This is a genomic window from Mesorhizobium sp. WSM4847 (assembly GCF_055811335.1).
Genome location: NZ_JBVVPY010000009.1, coordinates 130,223 through 143,942 on the forward strand (window position 1 = coordinate 130,223; position 13,720 = coordinate 143,942).

At 62.1% G+C, this 13,720-nt stretch carries 10 protein-coding genes; 4 read left to right on the top strand and 6 right to left on the bottom strand.

The window, feature by feature from the left end:
• Positions 1-58: 58 nt before the first annotated feature.
• Positions 59-1,729 (bottom strand): peptide ABC transporter substrate-binding protein, encoded by a 1,671-nt coding sequence (locus tag AC0L28_RS15370; RefSeq protein WP_473478430.1) that lies wholly within the window; start codon positions 1,727-1,729, stop codon positions 59-61.
• A gap of 38 nt (positions 1,730-1,767) precedes the next feature.
• On the bottom strand, positions 1,768-3,432 hold the full coding sequence (locus tag AC0L28_RS15375; protein WP_473478433.1) for an ABC transporter ATP-binding protein: 1,665 nt from the start codon (positions 3,430-3,432) through the stop codon (positions 1,768-1,770).
• 655 nt (positions 3,433-4,087) lie between these two features.
• Between AC0L28_RS15375 and AC0L28_RS15380 the strand changes: the two genes are divergently transcribed.
• The 3 genes from AC0L28_RS15380 to AC0L28_RS15390 all read left to right on the top strand — a co-directional run bounded on the left by AC0L28_RS15380 (position 4,088) and on the right by AC0L28_RS15390 (position 7,071).
• On the top strand, positions 4,088-5,413 hold the full coding sequence (locus tag AC0L28_RS15380; RefSeq protein ID WP_473478435.1) for an NAD(P)/FAD-dependent oxidoreductase: 1,326 nt from the start codon (positions 4,088-4,090) through the stop codon (positions 5,411-5,413).
• Positions 5,414-5,510: 97 nt separating this feature from the next.
• A complete protein-coding gene (locus AC0L28_RS15385; protein ID WP_473478438.1) occupies positions 5,511-6,584 on the top strand; it encodes a tartrate dehydrogenase in 1,074 nt (357 codons plus the stop codon).
• 10 nt (positions 6,585-6,594) lie between these two features.
• Complete coding sequence (locus AC0L28_RS15390) at positions 6,595-7,071, top strand: Lrp/AsnC family transcriptional regulator (protein WP_027151795.1); 477 nt, start codon at positions 6,595-6,597, stop codon at positions 7,069-7,071.
• A gap of 40 nt (positions 7,072-7,111) precedes the next feature.
• On the opposite strand, the gene AC0L28_RS15395 is transcribed toward AC0L28_RS15390, so the two are convergent.
• Together AC0L28_RS15395 and AC0L28_RS15400 are read right to left on the bottom strand one after the other, a co-directional pair.
• Complete coding sequence (locus AC0L28_RS15395) at positions 7,112-8,488, bottom strand: aspartate aminotransferase family protein (RefSeq protein ID WP_128172485.1); 1,377 nt, start codon at positions 8,486-8,488, stop codon at positions 7,112-7,114.
• A gap of 47 nt (positions 8,489-8,535) precedes the next feature.
• Positions 8,536-9,378 carry a GNAT family N-acetyltransferase gene (locus AC0L28_RS15400; RefSeq protein ID WP_473478612.1) on the bottom strand — a complete coding sequence of 281 codons (843 nt, stop codon included), beginning with the start codon at positions 9,376-9,378 and terminating at the stop codon, positions 8,536-8,538.
• A gap of 321 nt (positions 9,379-9,699) precedes the next feature.
• Here AC0L28_RS15400 and AC0L28_RS15405 point away from each other — a divergent pair, with 321 nt between their 5' ends.
• Entirely contained in the window at positions 9,700-10,389 is a 690-nt protein-coding gene (locus AC0L28_RS15405; protein WP_473478440.1) for a haloacid dehalogenase type II, read from the top strand.
• Positions 10,390-11,149: 760 nt separating this feature from the next.
• Here AC0L28_RS15405 and AC0L28_RS15410 read toward each other — a convergent pair.
• Positions 11,150-12,628 (bottom strand): NAD-dependent succinate-semialdehyde dehydrogenase, encoded by a 1,479-nt coding sequence (locus tag AC0L28_RS15410; RefSeq protein WP_473478442.1) that lies wholly within the window; start codon positions 12,626-12,628, stop codon positions 11,150-11,152.
• Between the two features lie 18 nt (positions 12,629-12,646).
• Entirely contained in the window at positions 12,647-13,690 is a 1,044-nt protein-coding gene (locus tag AC0L28_RS15415; RefSeq protein WP_473478444.1) for a tartrate dehydrogenase, read from the bottom strand.
• Positions 13,691-13,720 lie beyond the last annotated feature (30 nt).

Below are 13,720 nucleotides of genomic sequence, written 5' to 3' on the forward strand. Positions count from 1 at the left end.
CTCTTTCAAGACAGCCCCGATGACTTGCGCCGCCGCCGCGAGGCGGCAGCGCAGCATGTCAGTCCTTCCAATGCCATTTGGCGGCATGCCAGGATGCAACGCGGGTATTGGAATTTGCCTCGAAACCCTCCAGCCCCTGCTTGCGGCCGAACACGTTGGTGTAGGCAAACAGAGGCAGGAACGGCAGATCCTGACGAACGATTTCCTGCACGCGCAGATAGATGGCGCGCCGCTGTTCCCGATCGAAGGTGCGGGCGCCCTTCTCGAGCAGCGCATCGACCTCCGGGTTGGAGTATTGGCCGGTGTTCGAGCCCTTTCCGCCCTTGGCGACGATCGCCTTGCTGTGCAGGCGGTTGGAAACGTCGGGGTCGCCCGAGATGAGATTGGTTACACCGGAGATGGCTGACTCGAACTGCGATTTGAGCCAGAAATCGCCCCACATGACGGCGGCCGGCAGGTTCGAGATGGTCATCTCCACCCCGATCTCGGCAAATGTCTGCTGCAGGAACTGCTGCGTCTGCTCGCGCAAATGGTTGCCGGAGGTGGTGGAGTTGGCGAACGACAGGCGCACCCCGTCCTTCACCCGTATTCCATCGGCTCCGGGTACCCAGCCGGCCTCGTCGAGGATCTGGCCCGCGCGCTCGAGGTTGAACTCCTGTGCCGGCAGGTTCGGATTGTAGTAGTACGAATTCTGCGGCATGAACGTCTCGGTCGGCTTGTGGATGCCGTAGTAAAGTGCTTCGAGGATCGCTTTCCTGTCGATTGCCAAGTAGAGCGCCTGGCGGACCGCCGGGTCCTTGAATTGCGGCTTCTCAAGATTGAGATAGATCGACTCGACCGACGCTCCAGGCTCCAGCTTGACCGCACGATCCGATAGTGTGCTGGCTTCCGCGTAGTGGTCGGCGGTTATGTATGCCTGGTCGACGAGGTCGATGTCGCCGCTCTTGAACTGGGTGTAGAGCACCGTCATGTCGGGGATGTATTTGAAGACGAGCCGCTCCAAATAGGGGCCCTCCCCGGCATAATCCGCGTTTGCGACGAGTTCGACATGGTCGCCGGCAACGCGCTGCGCCCACTTGAATGCGCCAGTGCCGACAGGCGCCTGATTGAAGGCGGCGGCGTTGGGGTCGGCCTCTTTTTCGAGGATGTGCTTGGGAACCATGAAGGTTTCGGCGAGAAACGACAAATAGGGGGCGAAAGCCTCCTCCATCCGCCAGGTCAGCTCGGTCGGCGAGACCACCTTGATGTCGCGCACCAGCGAATGGCCGGCCGTGCGCCACGCCCGGAATTTCGGGTTGGTGATGAGCTCAAGCGTGAATTTCACGTCCTCGGCCGTGAACGGCTTGCCGTCGTGCCAGCGGACATCGTCTCGCAGGCGAATGCGCCACATCAGACCGTCCTCTGAAATGCCGCCGTTTTTCTGGTTGGGCACTTCGACTGCGAGATTGGGCTGAAGAACGCCTTTGGGATCCATGCGGAAGAGCGCATCGAAAAGCGAGAAATGCACAGCGTCGTCGACCTCGATGTGCGGCATCAACGGATTGAATACGGTGGGCTCCTGCGAGAGACCGACGACGACGCGGCCGGTTGGGCTCGCCGGCGGGTTCTGGGCGAAGGCGGGCTTGCCCAACAGATTGGGCGCAATGAGGCCTGCCGCCCCGCCTATCGCCATCAATCGCAGTGCATCGCGGCGCGAGTAGCTTGATTTGGTGTTTGAGCGTTCAGTCATTGGAATTCCCCTTGTTCTGGCGGTATCCGCCGTGGCTCTTACCCATTTGCTGCAACCGGACGGGTAGACCCCGGCTGCTCTCCAGGAATCGCCGCCACCAGCTCACGTGTGTAGGCTGATTGCGGGTCGAGGAAGATTTGCGAGGGAGGACCGCGTTCTACGATCCGCCCCTTCTGCATCACCGCGATTTCGTCGCAGATCTGGCTGGCGACGCGCAGATCGTGGGTGATGAAGATCATCGAAACGCCGGTCTCTCGCTGGATCTGGTCGAGCAGCTGCAGGATCTGGGCCTGGATCGACACGTCCAGCGCCGAGACAGCTTCGTCGGCGATCAGCAGCTTCGGCTTGAACATCAGTGCCCGGGCGATGCCGATGCGCTGGCGCTGCCCACCGGAAAATTCATGCGGAAAGCGGTCAAAGGCGCCGGCATCGAGGCCGACATGGGCCAGGAGCGCCTTCGCCTCTTCACGCGCCTGGGCATAGGGCGTCCCGTGCGCGAGCGGGCCAACGGTCAGGATGTGGCCGATCGTCGAGCGCGGGTTGAGCGAGGCGAAGGGATCCTGGAAGATCATCTGGACCCGCGGCCGCAGCGGACGGAATTCGGCTTCGGAAAGCTTGGCGATGTCGCGGCCCTCGAACAGAATCCCGCCGCCGTCGCTGTCCAGCAGCTTGATCAAAAGCCGACCAAGCGACGATTTGCCGGAACCGCTTTCGCCGACAACGCCCAGCGTGCGCCCCGGCGCCAGATCGAACGAGACCTCGTTGACCGCGGGCACGACGCGCTGCGCGCTGAACAGGGAGCTGCCGCTGCGGTAGGTCTTCATCAGGCCTTCGACCTTCAGGATCGGCGCTTTGTCGGCCGTCTCCAGGGGAACGCGATCCTCGCCGGTCAGGTGCGGGACGGCTGCGATAAGGCGCCTTGTGTAGGGATGGCCCGGCGACTTCAGGACCTGCTGAGCGCTGCCCTGCTCGACGATGTGACCCTTCTCCATCACCACGACACTGTCTGCGATCTCGGCCACCACCCCGAAGTCATGGGTGATGAACATGACGCTCATGCCCTTGCGGCGCTGAATGTCGCGGATCAGCTCCAGAATCTGCGCCTGGGTGGTCACGTCGAGCGCGGTCGTCGGTTCATCCGCGATCAGGATCGTCGGCTCGAGTGCCAGCGCCATGGCGATCATCACCCGCTGCCGCTGCCCGCCGGAGAGACGGAACGGATACTGGTGGTACATGAGTTCCGGGTCCGGCAGTCCTACCTCGGTCAGCAACTCGACAGCGCGGCCGCGACGGGATTTCGCAGTGCCGACGCCGTGCGCCGCCATGACTTCGTCAATCTGTGCACCCACGGTCATCAAGGGATTGAGCGCTGACAGCGGGTCCTGGAAGATCATCGACACCACCCGGCCGCGCAGGCTGCGCAGCTTGTCCTGCGGCATGCCTACGATGTTCATTCCATCGAGGTGGATGGCGCCCGAGGAGACGCGGATCACGTTGGGCAGTAGCCCCATGATGGCGTTCGCGGTGACCGACTTGCCGGATCCGGATTCGCCAATGACGCACAGGATCTGGCCGCGTTTCAGATCAAAGGAGATGTTCTCGACGGCATAAGTCCGTTCCATGCCTTTCGGCAAATTCACCGTGAGGTCGCGCACCGAAAGCGCCACATCGGCGGGGGCTACAGGCTGGATCGTTGCGACCATTGCGATCATCTCCCGTTTGAACCGAGCGGGTCCACGCTGTTGCGGACCACATCATCGCGCTTTGAGCAGAAGCGCCTCACCATAGCGTCCGTCGTCTGGTCATCTCGGCGCTTCGAGCGCTGAGGCTGTGAGAGACGGATTCTGCTCATCCTGGCGGCTCCCTTGATGAAATTCGGTCCGTGGACCGGACACTGTTCCCTTTTCTTGGAGAACTCTCCGAAGGCGTAAGCCCTGCCTATCGGAAGTCCTCTGGAGCTTACCCGTTATAAGGAAGGGTTGCTCCGTTCTTTCAGCCAGTTTGACTGTTCTGTCTCCGCATAGTCGTCGAAATTAGGCCCTCGGGCGGCAGGAACTTCTGAAAAGAACGTCAGGTTCGGCATTTCACTCTGCTCCCGTTCCGGCGCAGAAACCGGGATCAGACAACCAGGTCCTTCGTCCGCTAATTTGTGCGCGAAAGGCCTTGCGTCACTGCGCGCCGCGTCCCGAAAAGCCCATGCCGCAGATCACGCGACTGGATGAAGCGTACTCCTTTTTCGGCAACAATTGCCTGTTCCATGGGCTGCAAACCGCAGGAAATTCCGTCCAGGCATGAACTCCGCAGCCTGCCTCTGCGGGCCGCAGGCTAGGATGTTTCAAATTTACCGGAGTCCCATCCATGCCCGCGCCGCTCATTCACATCGAGTCCAGCCCATCCCTGCCTCGCGAGGCGGACGTCGTCGTCATCGGCGGCGGCGTGGTAGGCGTGTTCACGGCCTATTATCTGGCGCGACGGGGCGTCAGCGTTGCCCTGCTGGAGAAGGGGCGCGTTGCCGCCGAACAGTCCAGCCGCAATTGGGGCTGGTGCCGCCAGCAGAACCGCGACGCGCGCGAGTTGCCGATGGCAACCAGGAGCCTCGATCTCTGGGAGAAAGTGGCGCAGGAGACCGGCGAGGACACCGGCTTCCGCCGCTGCGGCCTGCTCTATCTCTCGCAGGACGAAAAAGAGCTGGCAGGCTGGGCAAAGTGGCGCGATTTCGCAAGAACGGTTGGCGTCACGACGCATGTGCTGAGCGCGGAAGAAGCCACCGAACGCGGCAAGGCGACCGGCCGCAAATGGAAAGGCGGCGTGTTCTCGCCAACTGACGGAACGGCGGATCCTTCAAAGGCGGTGCCCGTCGCCGCGCGCGGCATCATGGCGGCCGGCGGCACGGTACATCAGAATTGCGCGGCGCGCGGGCTGGAGCTGACCGCCGGCCGGGTCAGCGGTGTCGTCACAGAAGCCGGGACCATCCGGACAACGACCGTGGTCATGGCCGGAGGTGCGTGGGCTTCTTCCTTTTGCAACCAGCTTGGTATTCGTTTCCCGCAAGCTGCCGTGCGTCAATCCATTCTATCCGTAGCGCCGGGCGCAGAAGGCCTGCCGGATGCCCTGCATACCGCGCGCGTCTCGCTGACGCGGCGCAGCAACGGTGGATACGCGCTGGCGATCAGCGGGCGGGCGCGAGTCGATCCAACGCCGCAGCAGCTCAGATTCAGCCGCGAATTCGTGCCCATGTTCGCCCGTCGCTGGCGCAGTCTGGCCCCGGGAGCGTTCGAGGGCTGGCGTCAAGGTCATGAAAGCCTGGGGAAATGGGTACTTGACGACGTGACGCCAATGGAACGGAATCGGATTCTCGACCCCAAACCTGACATGAGGCAGATTCGCCTGACCTATCAAAGAGCCTGCGAATTGCTGCCCGAGTTCCAGCGCGTCGCGATTTCTCATGCTTGGGCGGGCTATGTCGACTGCACGCCCGATGGCGTCCCGGCAATCGGTGAAGTGGAAGGGGTTCCGGGCTTCATTCTCGCCGCGGGATTCAGCGGCCACGGCTTCGGGATCGGCCCCGGCGCGGGACATATGATCGCCGATACCATCACCGGCACCGAACCGATCGTCGATCCGCGTCCTTATAGGCCCGAGCGTCTGAATTCAGCCGCGTGGGGCAAGGTCGCTGAATTCTGAGAAGACCTTCGCCAAGCTGCAACCGGTCGCACACGAGATCGGGGTCGCGAGCGGCCAGCACTGAAAACAGGGCCAGCACTGAAAACAGGAACTGACGATGCGTGAATATGAGATTGCCGCCATTCCAGCCGACGGGATCGGCCCGGAGGTCATTGCCGCCGGTCTCCAGGCGCTTGAGGCGCTGCAGCAGCGCTGCGGCGACTTCAATCTGCGCGTCCAGCACTTCGACTGGGGCTCAGACTACTACAAGGTCCATGGTCGGATGATGCCCGAAGACGGGGTGGCGCAACTGAAGCGCTTCGACGCCATCTTCTTTGGCGCGGTAGGCGCGCCCGATGTGCCCGACGACATCACGCTCTGGGGGCTCCGGCTGCCGATTTGTCAGGGCTTTGATCAATACGCGAACGTGCGGCCAACCAGGATATTGCCCGGTATTGCTTCGCCGCTGGCCGGCGTTGGCCCTGGCGACCTGGATTGGGTGATCGTGCGGGAGAATTCCGAGGGCGAGTATTCGGGCCACGGCGGCCGAGCCCATCGCGGCCTCCCCGAGGAGGTCGGAACCGAGGTCGCGATCTTCACGCGCGTCGGCGTCACCCGCATCATGCGCTATGCATTCCGGCTGGCGCAATCACGGCCGCGAAAGCTCCTGACAGTCGTTACAAAATCCAACGCGCAGCGTCACGGCATGGTAATGTGGGACGAAATCGCAGCCGAGGTGGCGCCGGAATTCCCGGACGTCGCCTGGGACAAGATGCTGGTCGATGCTATGACAGTGCGTATGACGTTGAGACCTCGTAGCCTCGATACCATCGTCGCCACCAATCTTCACGCCGACATATTATCGGACCTTGCTGGCGCGCTCGCAGGCAGTCTCGGCGTTGCACCGACCGCCAACATTGATCCCGAGCGGCGCTATCCCTCGATGTTCGAGCCAATTCACGGCTCAGCATTCGACATCACCGGCAAGGGTATTGCCAACCCGGTCGCCACCTTCTGGACCGCTGCCCAGATGCTCGAACATCTGGGCGAAAGCGCAGCTTCCGCCCGGTTGATGAGTGCTGTGGAAATGGTGACGCGTGAAGGCGTGCTGACGCCGGACGTGGGTGGGACAGCGACCACGCAGGAGGTGACAGACGCCGTCTGCCGGACGATCCGCGGCTCGAACGTGTGACAGGTTTGCAATGAAGCTCGACAAGATCGACATCAAGATCCTATCGCAACTGCAAAAGAACGGGCGGGTCACGAATGTCGAGCTCGCCGACCTGGTGAACCTTTCACCAAGCCCTTGCCTGATGCGGGTGAAGAAGCTTCAGGCGGAAGGCTTCATCACCGGCTATTCCGCCCAGATCGATGTGTCCAAGCTCGGGCAGACTCTGACGATCTTCACCGAAGTCACGCTCAAGCATCACCAGCAGAACGACTTCGCGAGATTTCTCACCGCAATTCAGAAAGTCGATTCCGTTATCGAATGCCACCTGGTTTCAGGCGGTTACGACTATCTTGTGAAGTTTGTCACAGCGGGCATCAGCGAGTACCAGACGATCATGGAGCGCATGATCGAACTGGATATCGGAATCGACAAATATTTCAGCTTCGTCGTGCTGAAGTCACCAATCGTCAAATCCCATTTGCCGCTCGACGCCATATTCGACAGGTGAGGAAGCGGCTGCCGCGCGCATGCAGCGGCAGTCTGGACGATCATCCCTTCATCGCCGACCGCACGTCCTCGTCCTCGAGGGTTTGATCCAAGGTCATCCGGGTGCGTTCGAGGATTCCATCAATATCGTCGTCGGTGCAGCAGAGCGGCGGCGCAAAGCCGAGAATGCCGCTGTTGAAGGCCCGGAGGACAAGGCCGTTCACCCACGCGCGCTCGAAGATGCGGCGTCCCGGATCGGCCGCCGCCGGCAGTGGCGTCTTGCGCTCCTTGTCGGTGACCAACTCGATTGCTGCCAGCATGCCGCGGCCGCGAACGTCGCCAACGAGCGGGTGGTCGGCGAGCGAGCGAAGGCCTTCCATCAGGCGCTTGCCGGCCTTGCGCCCGTTCTCGAGCAAGCTGTCTTCGTAGAGACGCAGGCATTCGAGCCCGACTGCCGCGCTCACGGGATGGGCCGAATAGGTATAGCCATGGCCGACAGGCGCTTTGCCGGCTCCGTCCGCGATCGTATTGTACACGCGGTCCGAGATGAAGACGGCGCCCATCGGCACGTAGCCCGAGGTCAGTCCCTTCGCCGTGGTCATGAGATCCGGCACGACATCGTCTTCCTCACAGGCGAATAGAGGGCCGGTACGGCCAAAGGCAGTGATGACTTCATCGACGACGAACAGGATGTCATGTTCCTTGCACACGGCGTGCAAAGCCTTCAGCCAACCTGTCGGTGGAACGAGGACACCGCCCGAACCCTGGATGGGTTCGGCGTAGAAGGCCGCAACGCGGCCAACACCGAGTTCCGCGATTTTGGCGCGCAGGGCCGCGACGGATGCATCGATGATCGCCTGCGGGTCGGAACCGACCGGATTGCGATAGGCGTAGTGCGAGGGAATCTTGTGCTGCCAGTCGTAAGGCACGCCGAAACCTGCATGGAAAGCCGGAATCGCGGTCAGGCCTGACCCTGCCGTCGAGGAGCCATGGTAGCCATGCTCGACCGAGATGAACTGGTCCTTCTGCGGCGTGCCCTTGGCATGGTAGTAATAGCGGATGAAGCGGATCGTGCTGTCGATTGCGTCGGAGCCGCCAAGCGTGAAATAGACATGGTTCAGATCGCCGGGCGCCAGTTCGGCAAGCCTGGCAGCAAGGCGAATGGCAGGCTCGGACCCCAGCCCGAAATATCCCGTGGCATAGGGAAGCTCTCTCAGCTGCTTGGCGGCTGCTTCAACGACACTTTCCTGGCCGTATCCGATGTTTACACACCATAGACCGGCGAATCCGTCGAGCAGGGTTTTCCCGCTTGCGTCGGTCACCGTTGCGCCCTTGGCGGATTTGAGCACCCGCACGCCCGTCTCCTCATGGCTCCGATAGCATGAAAGCGGGTGAACCAGATGTGCGCGATCGAGTTCGATCAGTGAATTTGCCAGCATTTCTTCCTCCGATTCAACCGAGTGCCTGATTTAGCCGACTGCCTGATTTAACCAAGCGCCTGACTGACCAACGCATATGTGCGGTGATGCGCGGGCTCGCTTTCCTTGTGCGTGGCCATGGGGCGTCGCATCGTGATCCCACCGCCGACGTGCGCGAGCCCGCGTCTGGTGAGCCATTCAGCAAGATCCGTTGAGACGTCGGTATCGACACGGACGAACTTGCCCTGATGATGGGCGAGCAGAAAGTCGATCAGTGCCTTGGCCTCGGTACCGTTTCTCGCCACCACCGGGCCGATGACCAGCCCCCGGCCGAATGGCCGGATGGCGGAAAAGGCCTGGATATCGCCGTCATCGCGAATGACAGCGAGCTTCGCGCGCTCGAAAAGTCGCTTCATCAGCGCCGAACGGTCATGGCCAAATGCCTCGCGATCCAGCACCTCGAGGCGCGCAAGATCGCCGCTCTCTGCCCAGGATACACGGGCCGGCGCCGAAACTGCCAACGCCTCGCCCTGATGCTGCACGATCTCGCCAGTCGTGACGAAGCCCAGCTTCTCATAGAGCGGCAGGCCTTCCCGTGTCGCCGTCAGGCAACAGGTGCGCTCACCCGCCTTGGCAAGCGCCTCTTCCATCATCTTTCGGCCGAGTCCGCGGCCGCGCATCGCCGCATCGACGATCACCATGTTGATGGCGGCGGCATCGTCGCCGTAGGGGGTCATCATGATGGTCGCCACCACGCGTTCTTCTTCCAGGGCGACGATCCCCCGGCTGACCGGCTGGGCCAGTTCCCAATCCTCGCGGCGATGCGGCCAATTGACTTGGCGAGACAACTCGACAGCACCTTCCAGGTGCCCCGGTGTCATCTCTTCAAGGATGATCTGTCGTGTGGTCATGATGAATTTCCAGCCTTCGTCTTCAGTGCTGACGGTAGACCACCAAAGACAGCAGTTCATTCCGACCGGCAGCCAAGCGCGACGCGTTTTCACTATCCTTCGCCGCTCGTGCCGCATCTTCTGCCGGAGCAAGGCCGACAGGCCGCGCCGCTGCCAAAGCTCGAAAGGACACCTGGCGCAACTCTCTGCCAAACCGGCGATGCAATACGAAACGATCTGCTTCAGCTCGCCGCGAATGCGGCCGTTAGTCTTCCAGATCTCCGACTATGGTGATTGTGGTACAGGCACGCTGTGCCGAGAAAAACCAGGAGGATTGTCGCCATGTCGACGTTCAGACCGAAATACATCACCTTCGACTGCTACGGCACGCTCACCAATTTCGATATGGCCGGCGCGGCGCGGCGCGTCTACGGCGAGCGCCTCTCCCCGGAGGCAATGGCCAGCTTCGTGGAGGCTTTTAGAGGCTATCGCCTTGACGAGGTGCTGGGGCCATGGAAACCCTTCCTCGAGGTGGTGCAGAATTCCATCGAACGCAGCTGCAAGCGCATCGGTATCCAGTTCAAACCCGAAGACGCCCAACGCATCTATGACGAAGTGCCGGACTGGGGTCCGCACCCCGACGTCCCGGCTGGCCTGTCCAGAGTGGCCAAGGAAATCCCACTGGTGATCCTGTCCAACTCCATGAACAGCCTGATCATGTCGAATGTGGAAAAGCTCGGCGCGCCCTTTCACACCGTCATCACCGCCGAAGAGGTTGGCGCCTACAAGCCGCTGATGAAGGGCTTTGAATACATGCTCGACAAGCTCGGCTGCGGCCCGGAGGACATCACTCACGTCTCCTCCTCCTTCCGCTACGATCTCATGACCGCCTACGATCTCGGCATCAAGAGCAAGGTCTGGGTGAACCGCGGCCACGAGCCCGCGAACCCCTTCTACGAATATACCGAGATCAAGGATATCGGTGGGCTGGCCGCCGCGGTCGGCCTGGAGCCCGTTCGGGAAGTTGCTTGAGGCCGGCGGGCCTCCGGCCATCGCGGCATTCGAAGTATCGAATCGGGTAGGAGGGAGCCTTTCGGCGTCCCTCCTCCCACACCACCGTGCGTACGGTCCCGTACACGGCGGTTCGTGTCGCGCTCGGCTTGAGGTCCTCAATGCCCGCCGCCCTATTGGCGCCCAGCCTTATCTTGCGGGTTCCGCCCGCTACTTCCGGCTCAGGCCCTCTCGCGAGGTATCTGCCCAAGGCGGTCGGAAATGAAGTCCGACCTCCATCGACACGTTCAGCCCTTCACCGGTTGGTCCGGCTACTACGGCCTCTGCTGACTCCTGCCGACCCTTCCCGGCGCCTCTCGGCGGCGGTAGCACACCCGTTTCCGGGGGCAGGCCGGCAGGCCTCCCAGGGTAAGACGCGTGACCTTCGTGCCATCTACCTGTCGCATCTACGGCCACACCCTCCGGGTGATATCGGGCTTCGGGCTTCATTGCTCCCTCGCCCGGATGCGGACGCCTCATATGCGCTTCCTGTTCGTCAGGCCGGCACTTTGCTTGCAGCTTCCTTCAGACCCCGCCTCGCGACGACGCCCTTGCTGTTCGGCTAGCGGTTCCCATCACCAGGGCCCCCGCAGAGGACTTTCACCTCCAAGTCATCGACCGGATACCACCCCGGCCAAACGGCGCTTGCGCACCACGCGCCATGCCTGGCGCACAATGAGAAAGGGGCGGTTTCGACCGCCCCTTTCTGATTCTGGTGCCGCTGTTGCGACTTCGGCAAAGCCTACTGGTTCAACCCGCCGACGTGAAGCGTCTTGACCTCGAGATATTCCTCGATGCCGAGTTGCGATCCTTCCCGCCCCATGCCTGACTGCTTGACACCGCCGAAAGGCGCAACCTCGGTCGAGATCAGGCCGGTATTGAGCCCGACCATACCGAACTCCAGCGCCTCGGCAACACGCCATGACCGCTTGAGGTTGTCGGTGTAGAAGTAGGCGGCAAGGCCGAACGGCGTCCCGTTCGCGATCGTGATCGCGTCTTCCTCCGTCTCGAAGCGAAAAAGCGGCGCCACCGGACCGAAGGTCTCTTCCGATGCCAGGAGCATCTCGGTGGTAGCCTCGCCCAGGACGACGGGCCGTGCATATTGCCTGCCGTCCGGCACTGCCTCGCTTTGGGCGAGGATCTGCGCGCCTTTCGTCTTGGCATCCGCGATGTGACGCTCGATCTTGTCGATCGCGGCCGCGTTGATCATCGGGCCGATCTCAGTGCCGTCGTCGGTCCCCGCGCCAACCTTCATCCGCGTCACGCGCTGGCTCAGCTTTTCGGCGAAAGCGTCGTAAACGCCTTCCTGCACGAGAATCCGGTTCGCGCAAACGCAGGTTTGACCGCCATTGCGGAACTTGGATACGATCACCCCTTCAACTGCGTTATCCAGATCGGCGTCGTCAAAGACGATAAAGGGCGCGTTGCCGCCAAGCTCCAGGCTCAGCCGCTTGATGCTGTCGGCCGCTCCACGCATGAGCAGCGCACCGACGCGGGTCGAACCGGTGAACGAGATCTTGCGCACCGTCTCGTTGGCCATGAGTTCTTTGCCGATCTCGCCCGGCATGCCGGTCACGATGTTGATAACGCCTGCCGGGATGCCCGCCCGCTCCGCCAGCACGCCGAGGGCCAGCGCCGAGAAAGGCGTAAATTCCGACGGCTTGATGACAACCGTGCAGCCGGCGGCCAGCGCCGGTGCTACTTTGCGCGTGATCATCGCGTTGGGGAAATTCCACGGCGTGATGATGGCACAGACGCCGACTGCTTCCTTGAGAACCAGAATGCGTCGATCGGCGGTGGGTGACGGAATGGTCGAGCCACCGATGCGGCGCGCCTCCTCCGCAAACCATTTCACGAAAGATGCGCCGTAGCGGATTTCCGCCGACGCCTCGGCAATCGGCTTACCCTGTTCCAGCGTCAGCAGAAGCGCCAAATCCTGTTCGTGCTGGCGAATGAGGTCGTGCCATCGCTCCAGCAATCTCGCACGCTCGGCATGGGTCGTCTTCTTCCAGCTTTTGACTGCCTCGGCCGCAGCAGCGATAGCGGCCCTGGTGTCGTCGCCGCCCATATCGGGAACGCTGCCAAGAACGGCCAGGGTGGCAGGGTTGGTGACCTCGACGGCGGCCTTTGTATCCGCTTCCCGCCACACACCGCCAATCAACGCCTGCTGGCGGAACAGGTCCGCATCGTCAAACGTGCCAATCTTCGTTATCGCATTCATGGTCTTTCCTCTGCCCTTTCAGCTCAACGCCGCAAGCACGGCTTGCGTGATTGTTTCAGTCCGGTCCTTGCCTGCGATCGTGCCAATGCCCCGCGCGGTTATGGACTCGATTGCCGACATCACTTCTGCCGCAGCATGCCCCTCGCCCAGATGCTCGAGCATCATCGCACCGGACCAGATCGCGGCGATCGGATTGGCGACACCGAGATGCGCGATGTCGGGCGCCGAACCGTGGACCGGCTCGAACATGGAAGGCGCACTGCGATCGGGATTGATATTGGCGGAGGCGGCGTAACCCAGCCCGCCCTGAATGGCCGCTCCAATATCGGTGAGGATGTCGCCAAACAGGTTCGAGGCGACGATCACGTCGAGGCTTTCCGGCGCCAGCACCATGCGGGCGGCAATAGCGTCGATGTGGTAGTGCGAGACCTCGACATCGGCATAGTCCTTCGCCACCTCACGGGTGACCTCATCCCAGAAAACCATGGAATGCTTTTGGGCGTTGGATTTGGTCACGGATGCGAGCTTCTTGCCGCGCGCCCGCGCCTGTTCGAAACCGAAACGCATGATCCGTTCGACACCGGCACGCGTGAAGATTGACGTCTCAATCGCGACCTCATTGGCCGTGCCGGAATGCACGCGCCCGCCGGCGCCGGAATATTCGCCTTCCGTATTCTCGCGAATGCACAGGATGTCGAAACCATCGGAGCGGAGGGGCCCCTGAACGCCCGGCAACAGCGTGTGCGGCCGTATGTTGGCGTACTGCGTGAACCCTTTCCGGATCGGCAGCAGCAGTCCGTGAAGCGATACTGAGTCGGGTACTTCCGCGGGCCAGCCTACAGCGCCGAGATAGATCGCATCGAATTTTCGGAGTGTCTCGATGCCGTCTGGCGGCATCATTGCGCCGGTTTCCAGGTAGTAGGCGCACGACCATGGGAAGCGTGTGCCATCAAGGGCGAAACCGCCCCGTTTGGCCGCGGCCTGCATCACCTGCCATGCCGCCCCGGTCACGTCCTTGCCGATGCCGTCGCCGGGGATGAGCGCTATGTCATAGGTCTTCATCGATCGAGGTCCTCATTCGCACTAGCGGAA